We start from the raw sequence: 21,154 nt of genomic DNA, 5'->3' as shown, positions 1-21,154 counted from the left end.
ATGGCGCAAAGAAGCATGAGAAGGCGGTCGCCATGGATCAGATGAACCGTTCCAATCTTTCTCCCTATCGCAGTTTTACCCGAGATGAGTGGGCAGCCCTGCGTGAAGGTGAGCCGATGGTCCTGGGTGTCGATGAGATTGATCGCCTGCGCTCGCTCAACGACCGGCTTTCCATGGAAGAGGTTGAGGCGATCTACCTGCCGCTCTCGCGTCTGCTTGCCATGTATGTTGCGGCCACGCAGCAGCTGTTCAAAGCCACCCGACGATTTTTGGGCTCCAACGGCAGCAAAGTACCCTTCGTTATCGGCGTGGCCGGCTCGGTCGCGGTTGGCAAGTCCACCACGAGCCGCGTGCTTCAAGCTCTTCTCAGCCGCTGGCCCAACACGCCGAAGGTGGATCTGATCACCACCGACGGGTTTCTCCTTCCCAATGCTGTGCTGGAATCTGAAGGTCTTATGAACCGCAAGGGCTTTCCGGAAAGCTATGATGTGAAAGCGCTTTTGACGTTCCTCTCAGATGTCAAAGCTGGCCATGAGCATGTTGAAGCACCGATCTATTCACACCTTACCTATGACGTGAAATCTGGCGAAACGGTCTCGGTTGATCGGCCTGATATTTTGATCGTCGAAGGCCTCAATGTTCTGCAAGCGCGCCAGCCATCTCCTTCTGAGGCAGACCGAGCCGTCCCCTTTGTCTCTGATTTCTTTGACTTTTCAGTCTATATCGATGCCGCTGAAGATACGCTGCGTACGTGGTACATTCGTCGTTTCATGCGTCTGCGTGAAACGGCCTTTACCGACCCACAAAGCTACTTTCACCGCTATTCAAAGCTGAAAGACGATGAGGCCATCGCTACCGCGACGCATATCTGGAATGGCATCAACCTGCCAAACCTACGCACCAACGTGCGCCCCACCCGCGCTCGCGCCGATTTGGTCCTCACCAAGGGTGAAGATCATATGATCGAGCGTGTGGACTTGCGGAAGGTTTAACCGAGCTGAAGCGGTCGGGCCGTAGGCTCGGAGCGAAACGTGAAAGAATCAGATACTGAAGCGGTCGGGTCGCGGGCTCGGAGCGAAGTGAATCCAGAGAATTTTGATTTCTCAGGAACCAGCCGCGCCTCAACCAAAAAGGGCGCTCAAGCAATATGCTGAGCGCCCTTCCTATTGGTTTAAAGAGTCAACGACTTAGTCGTCGTCACCCTCGGTGATTTCTTCACCGGTTTCCTGGTCGACCATCTTCATGCCGAGGCGGACTTTACCGCGATCATCAAAGCCAAGAAGCTTGACCCACACCTTGTCGCCTTCTTTGACGATGTCGGTGGTCTGCTTCACGCGCTCCGGTGCCAGCTGAGAGATGTGCACCAGGCCGTCTTTCGGACCAAAGAAATTGACGAAAGCACCAAAGTCGACGGTTTTAACAACCGTGCCTTGATAGATCGCGCCTTCTTCCGGATCATCGGTGATCGATTTGATCCACTTGATAGCAGCTTCGATCGATTTGCCGTCGGAAGACGCCACCTTCACGGTGCCATCATCTTCGATGTTGATCTTAGCGCCGGTTTTTTCAACGATCTCACGGATCACCTTACCGCCGGAACCGATCACATCACGGATCTTGTCGGTTGGGATGGAAAGCTGCTCGATGCGTGGAGCGAACTCGCCAAGCTCAGCGCGGGCTTCACCCAGCGCTTTGGCCATTTCACCAAGAATGTGCATGCGGCCGCCTTTGGCCTGATCAAGCGCGATCTGCATGATTTCTTCGGTGATGCCATCGATCTTGATGTCCATCTGAAGCGAGGTGATGCCGTTGGCCGTACCGGCCACTTTGAAGTCCATATCGCCAAGATGATCTTCATCACCCAGGATATCGGACAAAACAGCAAACTCATCGCCTTCCTTGATGAGACCCATGGCAATACCGGCAACCGGTGCTTTCAGCGGAACGCCCGCATCCATCAGTGCCAGCGATGTGCCGCAAACGGTTGCCATCGAGGAGGAACCGTTGGATTCGGTGATCTCCGACACCACGCGCAGCGTGTACGGGAACTCCGTTTTCGCTGGCAGCATCGGATTGATCGCACGCCAGGCAAGCTTGCCGTGGCCGATCTCGCGACGACCCGGCGAACCGATGCGGCCAGCTTCACCAACCGAGAATGGTGGGAAGTTGTAGTGCAGCATGAAGTTGCCATAGTGCAGGCCATCCAGCCCGTCGATCATCTGCTCATCATCGCCGGTGCCGAGTGTAGCGACAACGATCGCCTGTGTTTCGCCACGGGTGAACAGCGCAGACCCGTGTGTGCGAGGCAGAACGCCTACTTCACTTTCGATCTGACGCACCGTGACGAGGTCACGGCCATCAATGCGGCTCTTGGTTTTGAGGATGTTGCCGCGAACGGTTGCCGCTTCAACCTTTTTGAACACGGTTTTGACCTGCGTTTCGGTCCAAACCGGTGCGTCTGCCCCTTCTGGGAAGAACGTGGCCATCACCTTATCGCGTGCTGCGCCAACGGCAGCCTGACGCTCCACCTTGGTGGTGATCGCATAAGCAGCGGCCAGATCGTCAGAAACCATGCCGCTAACAGCGTCATAGAGTTCTGAGAGATCTTCCGGCTGGAAGTCGCGTGGTTCTTTGGCGCACTTTTCGGCCAGCTGGATGATCGCGTCGATCACCGGCTGGAAGCCTTTGTGACCAAACATCACAGCTTCAAGCATGGTGGCTTCGTCCAGCTCTTTGGCTTCGGATTCCACCATCAGAACGGCATCGGATGTACCGGCGACGACCAGATCAAGCTCGGTGTCTTCCATCTGATCGATGGTTGGGTTGAGCACGAACTCACCGTTGAGGCGGCCAACACGTGTGCCACCGATTGGCCCCATGAACGGCACGCCGGACAGCGTGAGCGCAGCAGAAGCTGCCACCATGGCCAGCATGTCTGGATCGTTTTCCATGTCGTAGGACATGCAGGTACAGATCACTTGGGTTTCGTGCTTGTAACCGTCCACAAATAGCGGACGGATCGGACGGTCGATCAGGCGGGAGACGAGCGTCTCTTTTTCAGTCGGACGACCTTCGCGCTTGAAGAAACCGCCAGGAATGCGGCCGGCAGCGTAATATTTTTCCTGATAGTTCACCGTCAGCGGGAAGAAATCGAGGCCCGGCTTGGGTGCGTGCGCCGAGACAACGGTCGCGATCACAGTGGTTTCGCCATAGGTGGCGATAACAGCGCCGTCTGCCTGGCGGGCGACCTTGCCCGATTCCAGCGTTAGTTCACGGCCGCCCCAATCGAGGCTGATTTTATGATGATTGAACATTCATCGTTCCTTGTGTCGGACGCCAATCCCTTTGGACGGACGTCCCGGTCAAATGGCCTGTTCCCCCATGGAGCAGACCCGGTAGAAGCCGTAAACAAGAAAGCGAAGGCCGCACGGTCGCCGATGATGGCGAACGAACTTGACCGCAAAGCGTACCAAGCTCCGTGAGATTACCGTCTGTGCCAATCTGGTGGCTCTTATGCCATCAGCAAGACGACGGACCATTGGGATGTTCCCACAAAGGGACCAATGCTCGGCAATCCTGCCAGTGACCAACGCGAAACCAAAAGTTGGCGTTTGGGTGGCCTTCGCCGCTTACCTACCGGCGAAAGAATAAAAGCGCGCCGAGAAGCTCTGGGCGCGCTTTATGTGGACTTAGCGACGGATACCCAGGCGCTCGATCAGCGAGCGGTAGCGGGCGTCATCACCACTTTTGACATAGTCCAGCAGCTTGCGGCGCTGGCTAACCATTTTCAGAAGACCGCGGCGGGAGTGATTGTCCTTACCGTGGGTTTTGAAGTGACCAGTCAGATTGTTGATCCGTTCGGTCAAGATGGCGACCTGGACTTCGGGCGAACCTGTGTCGCCGTCTTTGGTGCCATACTCTTTGATAAGCTCAGCTTTGCGCTCAAGCGTAATCGACATCGGGTTACTCCTTTTACGAGACTGGAGAAAACGGCCTGCCCGGGATGTCGTCCAGTGCAGGTCAGAAAAAGCGGTTGTGCCCCAGGCGGTTGTTCCAAAGGAAATGCAGGACAGAACCACGTCATTGCTCATCGATCTAACAACCAATGATGCCGGGGCTATAGAGGGTTTTGGAATGAATGGGAAGGGGTTCGACTGGTGTTACAAAAACACACCGGTCTCAGTGTTGTCGCTATCCCTTGCACCGACGAGGCGGGCGGCTCGTCAATCCGCCGACACAATCACGCGTTTAGGCAAAAACTTGCCATAGTCCATCACGCCGATGGCGATCAGTTCATCGCCATCCATCGCATAGGCTTCTTCGCCATTGGCCGGCGCGGTTGGCCCTCTAACGAGCAAGCTCATGCCCCGGCGAAGCTTGGCTGCATCGCCCGATACCACCTGAATTTCGTGCAGCTCGCCCAGAGCATCGGCCATGGGTGTGAGCAATGCATCACAATCCTCGGGGCTCTCCATGGCTTCCAATTGATCCAATGTCACGGTGCCGTGTTCATCGAACGGGCCAACCTGCGTGCGGCGCAGGCTGGTCACATGCCCACGTGTGCCCAATGCTCGGCCGAGGTCGCGGGCAAGAGCGCGCACATACGTGCCTTTGCCGCAATGCGCTTCAAACAGGGCGCGATCTTCATCCGGCGAGCCAAGATAGGCCAAATCATGGATTGTGATTTGGCTCGGTTCCAGCTGCACCACTTCGCCATCGCGCGCCAGATCGTAGGCCCTCTCGCCATCCACTTTCTTGGCGGAAAAGGCAGGCGGAACCTGATCAATGGTCCCTACAAAACGCGGCAGGATCGAAAGAATAGCCTCCTCATCGGGGCGCATATCGCTTGTTGCGACCGGCTCACCTTCGGTGTCATCCGTGGAGGTTTCAATGCCCCAGCGCACGGTAAAAAGATACCGCTTCTCGCCATCCATCACATAGGGAACGGTTTTGGTGGCTTCCCCTAACGCCAGCGGAAGAACGCCAGATGCCAACGGATCAAGCGTGCCAGCGTGACCTGCTTTCTGCGCGTCAAACAACCGACGCACGCGGCCCACGGCATGCGTTGAGGTCACGCCAACTGGCTTATCCAGGATGATCCAGCCGGATACTTTCCGGCCCTTTTTCCGTCTGCCCACTTAAGTCTCGTCCTCATCCTTCCCCCGGTGGGGGTCGGTGTCGCGGGCAACGTCAGGCGAACGCAGAATTTCATCGATGCGGCCGTAACTGTCGAACGACGTGTCGGGTTTGAAGCGCAATGTCGGCGTAAACCGAAGATTGAGCTGGCGACCAATCTGCATGCGCATATCACGCGCGCCCGCAGCAAGTTTCTTGGTCAGCTCTTTGGGATCTCCGGGCCCGATGGGCGTCACAAAGCACGTCGCGATTTTGAGATCGGGTGACATGCGCACCTCTGATACAGAAACAAGCGTGCCACCCAAATCGAGCCCGTGCACATCGCCGCGTGTCAGCACGTCCGACAGCGCGTGCCGGACCAGCTCACCAACCCGCAATTGCCGTTGAGAGGGAGGGTTCATGAAAAAACCTTCGTGAAAACGTGCCGATCAGAGCGGCGCGCTGCAGGTTGGAGCCTACAGTTTGCGCGCCACCTCTTCCACGCGGAAGCACTCGATCACATCGCCCTTGCGAATGTCTTCGTAGTTCTCAAACGCCATACCGCACTCTTGGCCAGTGGTGACTTCGGCCACCTCGTCCTTGAAGCGCTTGAGCGTTTTCAACTTGCCTTCGTGGATCACGACGCTGTCACGGATCAAACGCACGCCTGAGCCGCGCTCCACCTTGCCGTCGGTGATCGTACAGCCAGCCACCTTACCGACCTTGGTGATGTTGAACACCTCCAAGATTTCGGCGTTGCCAAGCATTGTTTCGCGACGTTCGGGGGAGAGAAGGCCTTCCATGGCCGCTTTGATGTCATCCACCAGATCGTAGATGATGTTGTAATAGCGGATTTCGATGCCTTCGGCCTGAGCCGTGTCACGCGCCTGCTTGTTGGCACGCACGTTGAACGCGATGATTGGCGCCTCAGATGCTGCGGCGAGCGCAATATCACTCTCCGTGACACCGCCAGGCGCTGCGTGAATAACGCGGGCTGCAACCTCTTCATTACCAATCTTTTCAACGGCTTGCACGATGGCTTCAACAGAGCCTTGCACGTCGCCTTTGACCAAAATCGGGAACTCGCGCAGGTTGGATTCCTGCAAACGTGTCATCATCTGTTCCAGCGAACCACGAGCTGTGCCGAGACGCGCAGCTGTTGTCTCGCGCAGCTGACGCTGACGATACTCGGTGATCTCGCGAGCGCGCGCTTCCGTTTCGACCACAGCAAACGGATCGCCTGCCGATGGCGTGTCTTGGAAGCCAAGCACCTCAACCGGTGCTGATGGACCAGCTTCATTCACCTGCTTGCCATGATCATCGATCAGCGCGCGAACACGTGCCCAAGCGCCGCCAGCAACAAGAATGTCGCCTTTTTTCAGCGTGCCGCGTTGCACCAGAACGGTGGCTACAGGGCCGCGGCCCTTATCAAGCTGGGCTTCAATCACAACACCTTCAGCCGCCCGATCTGGGTTGGCTTTGAGTTCCATGATCTCAGCTTGCAGCAGGATGGCATCGAGCAGATTATCCAGGCCCTGTCCGGTCGTGGCAGAGACTTCGACATCCTGCACTTCACCGCCCATGCCTTCCACTTGCACTTCATAGCGAAGCAAGTCGGTGCGCACGCGGTTCGGGTCAGCTTCTGGCTTGTCCATCTTATTGATCGCGACGATCATCGGCACTTCGCCTGCGCGTGTGTGATTGATCGCTTCAACGGTCGTTGGCATCACACTGTCGTCAGCCGCAACCACAAGGATCACAATATCTGTGGCCTTGGCACCACGGGCACGCATGGCCGTGAACGCTTCATGGCCCGGCGTATCGATGAACGAGATCTGCTGACCGTTCTTTTCAACCTGATAAGCGCCGATATGCTGAGTGATGCCACCGGCCTCGCCCTGCACAACATTGGCATTGCGGATGGCATCAAGCAGTGACGTCTTACCGTGATCGACATGACCCATGATCGTGACAACTGGTGGACGAGGCGCACCTGCTTCATCATCATCGGCGCTGTCAGTGGAGAAGAGACCCTCTTCCACATCGGCTTCAGACACGCGTTTGACCGTGTGGCCAAGTTCTTCGGCAATCAATTGAGCCGTATCGGCATCAATGATGTCGTTCACCGTCAGCATCTGGCCTTGCGTCATCAACACCTTGATCACATCCACAGCGCGCTCGGCCATACGGTTGGCGAGCTCTTGAATGGTGATCGCGTCCGGAATTGTAACCTCACGCAGAACCTTCTCGCGTGGACCACTTTGCTGTTGACCGCGACGGGCTTTTTCCTGGCGGCGACGCATTGCGGCCATAGAACGACCACGCTGGTTTCCATCATCATTGAGGGCACGATTGATGGTTAGCTTGGAACGGCGCCGCTCATCGGTACGTGGTGTGGGTTTGGCAGGCGACGGCGTTTCAGCGCGTTTGCGCGAATCGCCACCGCGTCCGCCGCGTGCTGGCGCGGCATCGTCGCTTGCACCGCGTTTGGGTGCAGCAGCGGCCACCGGCTCGTCTTCAACGACCGGTTTTTCTTTGACCTTTGGCTTGCGTGCTTCTTCCTCAGCGGCCCGCTTGGCTTCCTCAGCCAGACGTGCGGCCTCTTCTTCGGCTTCTTTCTTCAGGCGCGCTTCTTCTTCGGCCCGCCGCTTGGCTTCCTCAGCTGCAGCTTTGGCTTCTTCCACCTCGCGTTGCTGTGCCAGCTTCAACGCGTTCAAACGCGCTTCCTGTTCAGCGTTGGTAGCGCTGCGGGCGGTTTCTGTTTTCGCAGAACTTGCCCCCGCTCCCGCACCTGGTTTGATCACCCGGCGTTTGGTCTGGGTGACGACCTTTGGCGTTGGCTTGGGAGCCTCAGCACTTGTTTCCGCCGGCGCAGGTGTATCACCAGGCATGACAATACGGCGCTTGCGCTTCTCCACCACGACCGAATTGGATCGGCCATGGGAAAAGCTCTGCCGCACCGTCCCTGCGGATGGCTTCAACGACAGGGTGCGTTTTCCGCTTGCGCCTTCGCTTGCGCCTTTTTCGTCGGTTGTGTCTTGATCACTCATACTGTCGTCTTGTCTCCTAACACCGAGCCTTCCGCTCGCTGCGTTGATCCTTCAATGCTGTCACCTGACGTATCGTCGCCATAGCAATAGGCTTCAAGCCGCCGAAAGGGGGCGAGAAACCGCGCAGCACCCGGACCGTCTAGAAGGGCCGCATGTATCACATGTTCCAGCCCCAATGCCAAACCCATTTCGCCGTGTGGTAAAACGCGTAAAACCGGCACACCCACATGGCCTGCGAGCCGGTTCAGTTTCTTTACACCGTCAGCGCCAGCATCGGTGGCATGCAGAAGCGCCAGCACCTTGCCGTTTTTCAGTGCGCTTTCCACTTTTGAAAAGCCGTTTGTAATCAGCCCCGCCTTACGCGCCAGTGCTAAGGCACCGCGCGCTTGATGGCGCAGAACATGTTCTGTTCGCTCGATAATATCATCAAGTCCACCCGGCGCCATATCGGTTTTAAGCGCGCGACCAAAAGCTTTGCGCTTCACTGCCTCAGCAAGCACATCGCGACGCGCTGAAACCCAAGCCCCACGGCCTGGTAGCACGGCTTTTACGTCGGGAACTAGGACCCCATTAGGGTCCAGCACATAACGGATCAGATCAGTGTCATCGGCGCGTCGACGCGTGACGATGCACATGCGCTCGCGCGCAGCCTCGCCTGTCTTGGTCGCCTTGGCATTTGCCATTCTGTGATCTGAACCTTTGTGCTCATCACCGAAAGAGGCCCGCTTACGCGGGCGCTCCTTCTTCTTGGGTCTCTTCGCCCACATCCTCATCGTCGGCGTTCTGCGCCATCAACTCTTCGGCGGTGATCCAACCGGCAGCGACGCGCGCCTGCATGATCATGGCCTCAGCATCAGTTTTCGACACATCAAAGTCCGACAGTGCGCCGGGGAAGCGAACCACTTCACCATCCTTGCGCTCACTCCAACCCACCAGGTCATCGGTGGCACAGCCGGCAAAGTCTTCGATGGTCTTCACCTCATCTTTGCCCAGCGCAACCAACATGGGCGTCGTTAGCCCATCGATCTGGCGTAGCGTATCTTCAACACCAAGTTCACGGCGTTCAGAGTCAGCCTTGGCTTCCAGCTCTTCCAGATACTCGCGGGCACGTGCTTGAAGTTCGTCAGCCGTTTCATCATCAAAGCCTTCAATGGTCGCGATCTCATCGCGTTCCACATAGGCGATTTCTTCCATCGTCGCGAAACCTTCGGACGCCAGAAGTTGACCGACCACTTCATCGACGTTGAGAGCGCCAACAAACAGCTCAGAGCGTTCAGCAAATTCTTTTTGGCGACGACCGGACTCTTCGTCCTCCGTCATAATGTCGATATCCCAGCCCGTCAGCTGCGAAGCAAGACGCACATTCTGTCCACGCCGTCCAATCGCGAGTGACAGTTGGTCTTCCGGCACCACAACTTCGATGCGCTGCGCATCTTCATCAAGAACCACCTTGGCAACTTCAGCAGGCTGAAGCGCGTTCACAAGGAAGGTTGCCTCGTCTGGCGACCAGGGAATGATGTCGATGCGTTCACCTTGAAGCTCCTGCACCACGGCCTGCACGCGGCTGCCGCGCATACCGACGCAGGCGCCGACTGGATCGATAGAAGAATCGTTCGAAATCACACCAATCTTTGCGCGTGAACCAGGATCGCGGGCGACGCGTTTGATCTCAATGACGCCATCATAAATCTCTGGCACCTCCATCGTGAACAGCTTCACCATGAACATTGGGTGGGTACGTGAGAGGAAAATCTGCGGGCCGCGCTGTTCGCGACGCACATCGAGCACATAAGCCCGCACCCGGTCGCCATACTTAAAGATCTCGCGTGGGATCAGCTCATCACGGCGCAGCATCGCCTCGCCACGACCCAGGTCGACAATGACGTTGCCGTATTCAACGCGCTTGACTGTGCCGTTGACGATTTCGCCAATACGATCTTTGAATTCTTCAAACTGGCGATCACGTTCGGCTTCGCGCACCTTTTGCACGATCACTTGTTTGGCGGATTGTGCAGCAATACGGCCGAAATCAAGTGGTGGAAGAACCTCAGAAATCACGGACCCAACTTCAGCGTCCGGCAAAGTGTGCTTGGCATCCTCAACGGTCATTTGTGCGTCGGGGTTCTCCACCTCTTCAACCACATGAATGAGACGCTGCAGTTTCAGCTCACCAGTCTTCGGATTGATCGTGGCGCGGATATCGGTCTCTGACCCATAACGGGCGCGGGCCGCTTTCGCCATCGCCTCTTCCATGGCAGAAATCACGATCTCACGGTCAATCGACTTTTCCCGCGCAACCGCATCGGCGATTTGCAACAGTTCCAGTCGGTTAGCACTGACGGCCATGGGCCTTCTCCTTAGATCACCGGTGCGCCAGCTTTAGGCGCCATCTCCAGCGTTGCTGTCATTGTCATTTGTGTCGGCTGTTGCCGCGTCTTGGGCTTTTTGCGCCGCTTCAATCAAAGCGTCGGTCATAACCAATCGCGCATCTTCTATCGCATCATAGGGTAGAGCCACGGTAAGCGCTCCGCCCGTTGCATCGATGGTCAGCTCCACTGTCTCATCAAGCGCTGCATGGATGATACCACGATACCGCCTACGCCCTTCTCCGGTTCCAGTGTCAATGGGCCGTGACAGTTCAATTTTGGCCTCGTGGCCAACTGCTCGAACGAAATCAATGGGCCGTACAAGGGGGCGGTCGATGCCAGGCGAGGATACCTCAAGATGATAAGCCGTTTTCACCGGATCATCGACATCAAGAACGGGCGAGATGTCTTTGCTAACGAGTTCACAGTCTTCAATGGTGAACGTGCCATCGGCGCGCTCAGCCATAATCTGCACCGTGCAACCGTTCTGTCCAGAAATCTTCACTCGAACCAGGCGATAGCCCAAGCCTTCAATGGCCGGTTCGACAACGGCCGCAACACGGGCTGCAAGGCCCGTTTCACGCACCACACGGGCGGTGTGCGCATCGCTGGTTGTGTCGATATCAGTGGCTGTCATCACGATCCGATTGAGAATGCTTGCGCCAAACGAAAAGGGCGGGTCCGCAAAGGACCCACCCTAATCAGATGTCTGACGATGAAGGTGTTGTCGATAAGATAGGTCAAAAGGGCGCTTGGCGCAAGAGCTTTGTGTTATTGGGGCAACACTTTGGCAAAAAATGAGAAGTAGGCCGGTGTGCGGTCTTCGCGGATCGCTTTGGCTTCATACCGCGTTCGGGCCCAATCTTCCCATGGAACAGAGGTCTTACGATCGCTGGGTTCAAAGCCAGGGTGCTCGCGCGTAGCCTTCAGTGTGGTGGCTTTGTAAACATCGATATCGCTTGCGACCCGCAATTCGGCACCAAGCTTCATCTTGGGATGCAGCAAGTCCAACGTATCAGGCCCCATGAACCGTCGCTTTTCGTGCTTCAGTTTTGGCCAGGGGTCCGGATAGAGCAGGTAGACCATGTCCAAACAGCCTATGGGCAACCACGCAATGACCTCTCGCGCATCGCCTTCGTAAACCCGCAGGCGGCCTTGACCTTCATGCTCCTTGGCATCGTCCAGCAGCCGCGCCATTCCGTTCACGAATGGCTCGCAGCCTAAGAACCCTGTGTCGGGTTGACGGTCCAGTTGGTGCAGCAGGTGTTCACCACCGCCAAACCCGATTTCAAGTGCAAGCTTGCGCACCGGCACATCAAACAATGCGTACGGGTCGCCGCATGGCTCCGAAAGATCTAAGGCGTGACGTGCAAGGCCTGCCTCATAGGCTCTCGCACGAGCATCACGCAGTGTTTTGCCCTTGCGCCGACCATAAAGCAGGCCACGTGTGCGATCTTTGGGGGTGTTGGTGTTAGCCTGCAACGGCCGCCTTCAACTCATCAACCAGATCAAGTTTCTCCCAGGAGAAACCACCATCATTGTCGGTGTTGCGCCCAAAATGGCCATAGGCTGCGGTCCGCGCATAGATGGGTTTGTTGAGATCAAGATGAGCGCGAATCCCGCGGGGCGAGAGGTCCATAACCTGACCAAGAGCTTCTTCGAGCTTGGCTTCATCCACATTGGCAGTACCACCGGTGTCAATGTAGATCGACAAGGGTTGCGCAACGCCGATGGCATAGGAGAGCTGGATTTGCGCCCACTCAGCCAGTTCAGCGGCGACAACATTTTTGGCCAAGTAGCGCGCCGCATAAGCAGCCGAGCGGTCCACTTTTGTTGGGTCTTTGCCAGAGAAAGCGCCACCGCCATGGGCTGCCGCACCGCCATAGGTATCCACGATGATCTTGCGCCCCGTAAGGCCGCAATCGCCGTCGGGGCCGCCAATCACGAACGCGCCTGTTGGGTTCACGTGCCAAACCGTTTCGTCGGTAATCCAGCTATCTGGCAGAACCTCCCGGACATAGGGCTCAACAACCGCTTGCACGTCAGCAGACGTCATCGACGCATCCAAATGCTGCGTCGAAACGACGATGGAGGTCGCCCGAACGGGCATCCCGTTTTCATAGGCCAGCGTTACCTGGCTTTTCGAGTCGGGACCAAGCACAGCCGCTTCACCGGATTTGCGCGCCTTTGCCAGACGCTCCAGGATCTTGTGGGCGTAATATATCGGTGCTGGCATCAGGTCAGGCGTTTCGCGGCATGCATAGCCAAACATGATACCTTGGTCGCCCGCACCCTCGTCTTTGTTGCCGGACGCATCAACGCCCTGCGCAATATGAGCCGATTGGCCGTGCAGCAAGACTTCTACATTGGCCATGTTCCAATGGAACCCGTCTTGCTCGTAGCCAATGTCTTTGATCGCTGCCCGCGCTACGTCTTCAACCAGTTCTCGGCCAATCGATGCTGGGCCACGCGTTTCACCGGCAATGACCACTCGATTGGTGGTGGTAAGCGTTTCCGCAGCAACCCGCACTTGCCAGGGATCCATGCCCTCAGCGAGAGCGGTGCGAAAGAAAAGATCCACAATCTCATCGGAGATGCGGTCGCAGACTTTGTCTGGGTGGCCTTCAGAGACCGATTCACTGGTGAAGAGATAAGAGGAGCGCGCCATACACAAGACATCCCACGACAAGAGGAAGGGAAAGGGCGCAGCAAAATTCTGCGCCTGTGTTTTGCTAGAAAGCGTTCGATAAAACAAACGCTCGTTCGTCAAAACGGATCGGCGGTGTCATGCCATTCGGGCCGCTTGAAATCAAGAGATGAAGCCGTCGCGTAGGGCGCAGAAATCGTCAGATCAGTATCATCCGCCGTTAGACGCAGGTTTTTGGGCCACAATGCCGTCGCCATCCTGTCCAGCAATGGATTTTACCAAGTCGACGATCCGACGGCGCACCGAAGGGTCTTTTACCCTTAAAAAGGCGCGGGTTAGCTCCACTCCGTCCGATGATGTGAGCAGTTCTGAAACATAACTCATACCGGTTTCGGCGAAGCCCAAAGAAGGCTCTTCTCCGGGCAAATCATCGTAGAAGTAGGGAATGGGAACCTTCAGCTCATTGGCAATATCGCGCAAACGTCCAGCGCCGATTCGGTTCGTGCCTTTCTCGTATTTCTGGATTTGCTGAAAGGACACGCCAAGAGCTTCACCAAGTTTTTCTTGGCTAATCGAAAGCATCATACGACGCATACGCAAACGCGTGCCAACGTGCACATCAACCGGGTTAGGCGCTCGTTTATTTGCCATAGGGAGGATTTTAACCTTACACCTGCACGCCCTAACGGAAAGTGCCGGGCCTTTCTTTACAGATTCGCATCAATCACAACTGATTTGCGTGACACTATAAATGTATAAAGCAAGTCGCTTTGACTCAAGCCAAAACCGGTTTTTGCTTTCTTTGGTAGTAGAAACAAAGGCTTAAAACCAAAACGAGTATGCACAAAAAAGGTGCATCGCCAAAATGAACATAATATGACGGTGATTGTGCTTGTGGCAGAGGTGCATCCACGATGCCTTGTTGGTCAATGCCAAGCTCAGCAATAACCCGACCGTAAGGGTCAATTACAGCGCTAATGCCTGTATTGGCCGCACGTACCAAAGGCAGTCCTGTTTCTACTGCGCGAAGACGCGCTTGAAAGAAATGCTGGCGAGGGCCTGCGCTTGTCCCAAACCAGGCGTCATTGGTGAGATTGAGCAAGTAATCCGGCTCATGCTCGCGAACGCCAGCGCGCACAAAGCCGGGAAAAATCGCCTCATAGCACACCAATGCCAGGCCAACCGGTCCGCCGGACCCTTGCAATACGCCAGGGCCTGAGCCGGGCTCAAAGCCGGCTGGTGCTGAGACCAGTGGTCGAAGCCCAAGCCGATCAATTATGCCGTCAAATGGCAGCATCTCGCCAAAAGGCACCAGTCGGACCTTGTCGTATGCGTCGGTGATTTCACCACGATCATTGAGAGCATAGATCGCGTTGTAAAAGGCGCGATCTTGAGGCCCGCGTGGTTCAGCGCGAACAGCACCGGCAAGCATTTGAGCGCCAAGTGGCAAAGCAGAACCGATTGCAGCCAAAACGTCTGGGCGTTGCGTGAGCAAGAAAGGGAAGGCTGATTCGGGCCACACCACATGGCTGACGCCCAAAACGCCCAGTTGGTCTGCGCCGGCTTGCCGCGTTGTGAGATCGAGCAACGTTGCGACATGGTCTTCGCGCAACGCTGGGTCCCATTTGTCAGCCTGCGCGATATTGGGTTGAACAATACGGATGGCAACGCCGTCGACCATGGTCACGTCGGCGCCACCAAGGCGAAGAATGCCGAAGCCAGTCCAAAGCCCAAAAACCAAGAGAGAGACAAGCGCTGCAACCCGCGACCCGCGACCGGCCATTGCGCGAGGCCAAAGTGCTGCCGGTATCATAGCGACCAACAGCACCATAAAGCTGGCGGCCAGCGGACCAAACAACGACAAGCCTTGCAAAAACGTATCGTGAATTCCAAGCGCGCTGTGGAACCCGTTCCATGGAAACCCAGTGAAGAGCACGCCGCGAAGGGCTTCAGAACCGACAAGAAGGCCTGCAAGCAGGCCGACGCGACCAAATCCAGTGCTCCAGAAGCGCGCCGCAAGAGCGCAAGGAAGCGCGATAAACAGCGCCAAGCCGCCTGGTATCAGGATCAGAGCAAACGGAATCAGCCGAGCATGGGCGCTTGCATTGACGAGCAACGCCTCCACGATCCAATAGAGTCCAGCCAGAAAATAGCCAAAGCCAAACCACCAGCCAACTGCAAAGGAAGGCCCTAGGAACGCAAACACGTGTCGTCGTTTTCTTGCCGGTCTGGGGTCGGCATCAGCGCCGTCAAGCAGCAGCACAAGCACGGGCAGTGTAACTAAAAGAACCGGCGCAAGAAAAACCGGCGGCATTGCCAAAACGCTGGCCGCACCTGCAAAGAAGGCAACGCTCCATCGACGCCAGCCATGCAACAAAACAAGACTATCAGCCAGGGCGTGCAATCGACCTGTCATAGCCTGTTTCTAGGTTCCGGTGGCTTGGTTTAGCGGCTCATTCTGAGCGTCAGCTGAAGGTTTCTCATCCTCGTTGGCTGCGCCTGGTCGAATGGGGCGGCGTGGGGTTCGCGGATCACGCCGTCGTAGGCCAGCCGGATAGACCTTCACACGCTTGATGCGACGCGGATCAGCGTCAGTCACCTCGATATCAAGCCCGTCAACGGCATCAATTAGCTCGCCGCGGACTGGAATCCGGCCAAGTGCGGTAAACACCAGCCCGCCCATCGTGTCGATCTCTTCAGCATCTTCCTTGTCGATCTCAAACAGATGGCCGAACACTTCCTGAACATCCTCAATCGGCACACGCGCATCGGCGATGTAGCCCCCATCACCAATGGCATCAAAATGCGGCGCAACCTCATCATCATGCTCATCCTCGATGTCGCCAACGACCGTCTCGATAAGATCTTCCAGGCTGATCAGCCCATCGGTCCCGCCATACTCATCGATCACAAGGGCCATTTGCACGCGATTGGCTTGCATCTGCGCCATTAGGTCCGTGGCCGACATGGATGCCGGCACAAACAATAAGCGGCGCATGATGTCAGCGTTTTGCAAGCTCGTATCGAGATCGATTTTATGCAGATCGATACCGGCCGCCTCTGCGGTTTCGGCCGCGCGTCCGCTGCCCTTTTCCACCGCAGCTTTGCGCGCCTTCGCGCGTTTGCGCGGGGAGGTGTCTTCATAGCGAGCGCGATCAATCAGGTGAGACACCACATCTTTGATGTGCACCATTCCGACGGGGTGATCGAGCGAGCCGTCAAAAACCGGCATACGTGAGTGGCCGGAGCTGCGCAGCTTTTCCAGCACCAAGCCAAGCGGTGTTGTTTGGTCAATCGCAACAATATCGGCTCGCGGCACCATCACATCCTCGGTGCGCGTCTCACGAAGGCGTAAGATGTTGCGCAGCATGGCACGCTCTTCAGGTGAGAAGTCGTGTCCTGGACCTTGCTCTTCAGCCAGAGCGTCTTCCAAATCGGTGCGCAGATCATTGCCGTTTGTCGATGGTTTCAGCCAACCAAACACGCGATTCACCCATGTGGCGTCCGAGGGCGTCACACCGCTGGTGTCAGATTTGGGAGTGGAAGAGGCCGTCATCTGACGGCCCGTACTAGAGGGCTCTAAGCTCGAAGCGTCGTCGTTCATCAGCGTGCAGCTGATTTTGCCAGCTGCGATCCTTGTTACACGTTCGTTTGCGCACCGTTCCGATAAGGATCGGCGATACCAAGCGATGCTAGAATGCGCGTTTCCAGCGCTTCCATAGCCTCTGCCTGCAAATCTTGGTCATGATCATAGCCCAGAAGATGCAAAAAACCATGAACAATCAGGTGGCTCATATGGTGGTGAAGGCTGATTTGGCCAGCCTCGGCCTCCCTCTTCACCGTTTGCAGGGCGAAAACAAGGTCGCCGAGCAAAAATGGGCGCTTACCATCCAGCCCAGCAAGCATCGATGATTCAAGCGCTGGAAACGAAAGCACGTTGGTTGGCTTGTCTTGGCCGCGATGCTCTTTGTTGATCGCTTGCATGGCCGCATCATCGGTCAGAACGACACTGATTTCGCCGTGACGCAGGTTGAAGTCGGTGGTCAATGCGGCGCCTTGAATGGCCACCTCAAACCAACTGGTCAGCAGGGCCTCGTCAGGCCAATCGCCAGCCTCAATCACCAAATCAATGGATGGGTTCACTGGTCTCCGCCTAGAAGAGGAGCTTGTCGTTCGGCGGCTGCGCGTACGCGCCGCCGTGCCGCGTCATCATAGGCGGTGACAATCTTGGTGACCAAGGGATGACGCACAACGTCTTCCGCTCGAAACTTCAAGTGCACGATGTCATCGATATCACGGAGCATCCGATAGGCTTCGGCCAAACCGGACACTTGGCCAGGGGGCAAATCGACCTGACTAGGGTCTCCGGTTACGATCATCTTCGATCCTTCACCAAGCCGCGTTAGAAACATTTTCATTTGCATGCTGGTCGTGTTTTGCGCCTCGTCTAGAATCACCACCGCATTGGAAAGTGTACGTCCGCGCATGAAGGCCAGGGGTGCAATCTCAATGATTTGATTTTGCAGCCCTTTTTCCACTTTGTCAGCAGGCATCATATCGTAGAGCGCATCGTAAAGTGGGCGCAGATAAGGATCGATTTTTTCTTTCATATCACCCGGCAGAAACCCAAGACGCTCACCGGCTTCAACCGCGGGGCGCGACAGGATCATTCGTTCAACATCGCCGCGCTCGAGCAGGGCAGCGGCATAAGCCACCGCCAGATAGGTTTTACCGGTACCGGCTGGGCCAGTCCCAAACACAAGCTGCGCCCGATCCAGCGCGCGGATGTATGCGTCCTGTGCGGGATTGCGGGCGGTGATGGTTTTCTTGCGTGTGCCGATGGTTGCCAAGGCCAGCTTGCCACCGCGAGGTTCGATATCAGGCAAGTTCAACTGCGCTGAGGCTGTTTCTGCCATACGCACCGCGCCATCCACATCGCCTGGATGCAGCGTGTGCCCTTGCTGCAAACGTTGATACAGACTGTCCAACACCTGGCGAGCAAGTGCGCAGGCATCAGGCGTGCCTTTGATGGAAACCTTGTTGCCACGTGCAGCAGCATCAACACCGAGCTTGTGCTCAATGATTGCGAGATTTTGGTCAAACTGACCGTAAAGATCACCGACCAGCCGGTTGTCATCGAACTCCACCACGATGTGCGCCAAATCAGACGCGTGACCTTCCACGGGGGGTTGGGTCTCGGTGATATCGTTCAAGAGGCGGCCTCCAAGAGCGGTTCAACAGTGGAAGTTTGACCCGATTCGGTCAGGTCTGCGAACAAACTATTTGTGCCAGTGTGCGTAATTGTGACCGTTTGCATTGTCCGCAACATGGAGTCTGGCGCCTGCACATTGACCGGTTGTAGCCAAGGCGAGCGCCCAACCAACTGACCTGGATTGCGTCCCTTCTTCTCAAAAAGAACTGGGAAGCTGAGGCCGACGCGGCTTTGTTGAAACGCCTGCTGTTGAGAGGTGATAAGGGCCTGAAGTGCATGCAGGCGCTGCGTCATGACATCCTCCGGCACATGATCGTCCATCAACGCTCCAGGTGTGCCAGGGCGCGGTGAGTATTTGAACGAAAACGCGGCCGCATACTCGACATCGCGGATCAGCTGCATCGTGTCTTCAAAGTCTTGATCGGTTTCACCAGGGAACCCAACGATGAAATCGCCTGACAATGCCAAATCAGGTTGTGCTTGGCGGATACGGTCGATCAGGCGGCGGTATTCATCGCCCGTGTGACGTCGGTTCATCGCTTTCAAGATCCGATCTGAACCTGACTGCACTGGCAGATGAAGGTAAGGCATCACCTGCGGCAGATCGCGATGAGCATTGATGAGATCATCATCCATGTCGCGCGGATGACTTGTGGTGTAGCGCAGTCTCCAGAGACCATCGATCTCGGCGAGTGCGTGAAGCAACTTCGCCAAAGACCAAGGCTCACCGTCTGGCCCCAAACCATGATAGGCATTCACATTCTGGCCAAGCAGGGTGATTTCATGCACCCCAGCTTCCGCCATGGCGCGAGCTTCGCCCAAGATTTTTGCCACATCGCGTGAAACCTCAGCGCCACGTGTGTAAGGCACCACGCAGAAGGTGCAGAACTTATCGCACCCTTCCTGCACGGTCAGAAAGGCAGTCGGTCCGCGGCTGGCAAGCACCTTTTTTGGCGTCATGCCAATGGCATCAAACTTGTCCTCGTCAGGAAACTCCGTGACGACCACGCGCTCGCCTTGGCTGGCGCGAGCGACCATGTCAGGCAGGGCCTGATAGCTTTGAGGGCCAACAACCAGGTTCACAACGTCGGCGCGCCGGGCAATTTCTTCGCCCTCAGCCTGCGCCACACAGCCAGCAACACCAATCATCGTCTCCTTGCCCAGAGCTGCGCGCTCGCCCTTCACTTTGCGAAGACGGCCAAGCTCTGAATAGACCTTCTCCGCAGCTTTTTCGCGGATATGGCAGGTGTTGAGCAGGATGAGATCAGCATCGTTCTGATCCTGGGTCGCCGCATAGCCAGCCGGTGCCAGCGCATCGGCCATGCGATCAGAATCGTAAACGTTCATCTGGCACCCATAGGTCTTGATGAAGACCTTTTTGGTGGCGAGGGGTTTGTTCGAGCTCATGCGGGTGCGGTGACCTAAAAAGGGATTGGATCGGCGGTCTTTAGCGAAAAAACGCTGCTCCGCCTAGGGTTCGAACCATCACAGGTTGGCTCTAACTATCGCGCCCGCGCAACTTGACGGCCAGCGTTTGCCGCACTGTCTCTTCCATGGCCCTGGCTGCGCGCTTACGCCCACCAATTTCGGCAACGTTCATCGGCTTACCGAGCACCATCACCACATCCAGCGGACCACCGTGAATGATATCGAGCAGGCTCGGCAACAGATCAAGATCACCATACCAGCCCAAGGTTGCCCGTTGGCCACGCGATATTGGCAGACCATCGCGCCGCAGGTAAGCAATCGTGAAGGGCTGAACCATCACATCTTTGGCCTCATCGACCAGTGCGCCAAACAGGGCAGGACGAAACGGCAGCACCTGTCCGCCATCGCTGGTCGTGCCCTCAGCAAACAGCACCAGCCGATCGCCGTTGGCAAGCGCCTCACGCATGGTGTCGGTCATCTTGCCGGTGTCGGTCTTGCGCGTGCGGCTCACGAAAAGCGTGTTTTGCAGCCGGGCAAGCGTTCCAAACACAGGCCAGTCAGCCACATCATCTTTGGAGATGAAGCGAAACCGTCCACGCGCTCCGATCATCACAATATCAAGCCAGGACACATGGTTGCCAGCCAGCACCACCGGCCCCTTGGCCAAGGGTTCGCCTTCAAAGCGCACCCGAACGCCCATGCACCAAAGCGCGATGGCGTGGAACGCGATGGGCAAACGAGAAGAAACAGCTTTCAACCGCAACAGATTGGCCAGCCATTGCAAGGGCGCCAGCACGATGAGCGCGATGATCAGTGGGATCATCTTGATCGTTGCGCGAACGATGTCCCAGGTGCGTGGCCGCTCACCTGGGTGCAGATCGGCCATCATGATTGTTCTCGTTTTAAAGGCCGTCCGAACAATTCCAGCCGATGATCGACAAGCTTAAACCCCAGCCGTTCGGCGATCTTCTCCTGCAAAGCTTCAATTTCGGGATCTGAGAACTCGATCACTTTGCCGGTTGTCACATCGATGAGATGATCATGATGTTCATCCGGTGTCTGTTCGTACCGTGCACGGCCATCACCGAAATCAAGCCGGGCGACAATGCCGGATTCTTCAAACAGCTTCACTGTGCGATAGACCGTCGACATGGAAATGTTCGCGTCAATGGCCGACGCGCGCGCATAAAGCTCTTCCACATCAGGGTGATCATCGGCTGCATCAATCACCCGCGCAATCACACGGCGTTGATCGGTCATGCGCATGCCCCGCTGGGCGCACAAATCTTCCAGCGGCACGTCAGGATGGCGAGCGTTTTGCGGCATCAGAACTCCA

General features: G+C 56.6%; 19 protein-coding genes. 1 reads left to right on the top strand and 18 read right to left on the bottom strand.

Features of this window, described 5'->3' with window-relative positions:
* Positions 1 to 32 precede the first annotated feature (32 nt).
* Positions 33 to 992 (top strand): type I pantothenate kinase, encoded by a 960-nt coding sequence (gene coaA, locus ABWH92_RS03870; protein ID WP_375572317.1) that lies wholly within the window; start codon positions 33 to 35, stop codon positions 990 to 992.
* Positions 993 to 1,187: 195 nt separating this feature from the next.
* On the opposite strand, the gene pnp is transcribed toward coaA, so the two are convergent.
* The 18 genes from pnp to ABWH92_RS03780 form a co-directional block, all read right to left on the bottom strand.
* Complete coding sequence (gene pnp / locus ABWH92_RS03865) at positions 1,188 to 3,314, bottom strand: polyribonucleotide nucleotidyltransferase (protein ID WP_375572315.1); 2,127 nt, start codon at positions 3,312 to 3,314, stop codon at positions 1,188 to 1,190.
* A 375-nt stretch (positions 3,315 to 3,689) separates the two neighbouring features.
* Positions 3,690 to 3,959, bottom strand: coding sequence for a 30S ribosomal protein S15 (gene rpsO, locus ABWH92_RS03860; RefSeq protein ID WP_375572313.1), 270 nt, complete (start codon positions 3,957 to 3,959; stop codon positions 3,690 to 3,692).
* A gap of 264 nt (positions 3,960 to 4,223) precedes the next feature.
* Positions 4,224 to 5,138: a tRNA pseudouridine(55) synthase TruB gene (gene truB, locus ABWH92_RS03855; RefSeq protein ID WP_375572311.1), complete on the bottom strand. Its 915-nt coding sequence runs from the start codon at positions 5,136 to 5,138 to the stop codon at positions 4,224 to 4,226.
* Complete coding sequence (gene rbfA, locus ABWH92_RS03850; RefSeq protein ID WP_375572309.1) at positions 5,139 to 5,537, bottom strand: 30S ribosome-binding factor RbfA; 399 nt, start codon at positions 5,535 to 5,537, stop codon at positions 5,139 to 5,141.
* A 54-nt stretch (positions 5,538 to 5,591) separates the two neighbouring features.
* A complete protein-coding gene (infB, locus tag ABWH92_RS03845; RefSeq protein WP_375572307.1) occupies positions 5,592 to 8,165 on the bottom strand; it encodes a translation initiation factor IF-2 in 2,574 nt (857 codons plus the stop codon).
* A complete protein-coding gene (locus ABWH92_RS03840) occupies positions 8,162 to 8,848 on the bottom strand; it encodes an RNA-binding protein (RefSeq protein ID WP_375572305.1) in 687 nt (228 codons plus the stop codon). Before ABWH92_RS03840 ends, infB begins: the two co-directional genes overlap by 4 nt.
* Positions 8,849 to 8,891: 43 nt before the next feature.
* On the bottom strand, positions 8,892 to 10,511 hold the full coding sequence (gene nusA, locus ABWH92_RS03835; RefSeq protein WP_375572303.1) for a transcription termination factor NusA: 1,620 nt from the start codon (positions 10,509 to 10,511) through the stop codon (positions 8,892 to 8,894).
* Between the two features lie 33 nt (positions 10,512 to 10,544).
* Entirely contained in the window at positions 10,545 to 11,168 is a 624-nt protein-coding gene (gene rimP / locus ABWH92_RS03830) for a ribosome maturation factor RimP (protein WP_375572301.1), read from the bottom strand.
* A gap of 134 nt (positions 11,169 to 11,302) precedes the next feature.
* Positions 11,303 to 12,013, bottom strand: a complete 711-nt coding sequence (locus ABWH92_RS03825) for a tRNA (guanine(46)-N(7))-methyltransferase TrmB (protein ID WP_375572300.1) — start codon at positions 12,011 to 12,013, stop codon at positions 11,303 to 11,305.
* The gene (gene metK / locus ABWH92_RS03820; protein WP_375572298.1) at positions 12,003 to 13,199 is read right to left on the bottom strand and encodes a methionine adenosyltransferase; all 1,197 of its coding nucleotides are present in this window, start codon (positions 13,197 to 13,199) and stop codon (positions 12,003 to 12,005) included. Before metK ends, ABWH92_RS03825 begins: the two co-directional genes overlap by 11 nt.
* 189 nt (positions 13,200 to 13,388) lie before the next feature.
* A complete protein-coding gene (locus ABWH92_RS03815; RefSeq protein ID WP_375572296.1) occupies positions 13,389 to 13,829 on the bottom strand; it encodes a helix-turn-helix domain-containing protein in 441 nt (146 codons plus the stop codon).
* Between the two features lie 124 nt (positions 13,830 to 13,953).
* The gene (gene lnt, locus ABWH92_RS03810; RefSeq protein WP_375572294.1) at positions 13,954 to 15,594 is read right to left on the bottom strand and encodes an apolipoprotein N-acyltransferase; all 1,641 of its coding nucleotides are present in this window, start codon (positions 15,592 to 15,594) and stop codon (positions 13,954 to 13,956) included.
* Between the two features lie 9 nt (positions 15,595 to 15,603).
* Positions 15,604 to 16,782, bottom strand: coding sequence for a hemolysin family protein (locus ABWH92_RS03805; protein WP_375572292.1), 1,179 nt, complete (start codon positions 16,780 to 16,782; stop codon positions 15,604 to 15,606).
* Between the two features lie 35 nt (positions 16,783 to 16,817).
* Positions 16,818 to 17,321: an rRNA maturation RNase YbeY gene (ybeY, locus tag ABWH92_RS03800; protein WP_375572290.1), complete on the bottom strand. Its 504-nt coding sequence runs from the start codon at positions 17,319 to 17,321 to the stop codon at positions 16,818 to 16,820.
* Positions 17,318 to 18,382 carry a PhoH family protein gene (locus ABWH92_RS03795; protein ID WP_375574178.1) on the bottom strand — a complete coding sequence of 355 codons (1,065 nt, stop codon included), beginning with the start codon at positions 18,380 to 18,382 and terminating at the stop codon, positions 17,318 to 17,320. Before ABWH92_RS03795 ends, ybeY begins: the two co-directional genes overlap by 4 nt.
* A gap of 5 nt (positions 18,383 to 18,387) precedes the next feature.
* On the bottom strand, positions 18,388 to 19,797 hold the full coding sequence (gene miaB / locus ABWH92_RS03790; protein ID WP_375572288.1) for a tRNA (N6-isopentenyl adenosine(37)-C2)-methylthiotransferase MiaB: 1,410 nt from the start codon (positions 19,795 to 19,797) through the stop codon (positions 18,388 to 18,390).
* Positions 19,798 to 19,888: 91 nt separating this feature from the next.
* Positions 19,889 to 20,707 carry a lysophospholipid acyltransferase family protein gene (locus tag ABWH92_RS03785; protein ID WP_375572286.1) on the bottom strand — a complete coding sequence of 273 codons (819 nt, stop codon included), beginning with the start codon at positions 20,705 to 20,707 and terminating at the stop codon, positions 19,889 to 19,891.
* Positions 20,704 to 21,144, bottom strand: coding sequence for a Fur family transcriptional regulator (locus ABWH92_RS03780; protein ID WP_375572285.1), 441 nt, complete (start codon positions 21,142 to 21,144; stop codon positions 20,704 to 20,706). Before ABWH92_RS03780 ends, ABWH92_RS03785 begins: the two co-directional genes overlap by 4 nt.
* Between the last annotated feature and the right edge of the window lie 10 nt (positions 21,145 to 21,154).

It is taken from the genome of Ahrensia marina (assembly GCF_042140245.1).
In the GTDB taxonomy this organism is placed as follows: domain Bacteria; phylum Pseudomonadota; class Alphaproteobacteria; order Rhizobiales; family MH13; genus MH13.
The sequence above is the reverse complement of the archived record's forward strand: the minus strand, read 5'-3'. Positions and strand labels throughout refer to the sequence as shown.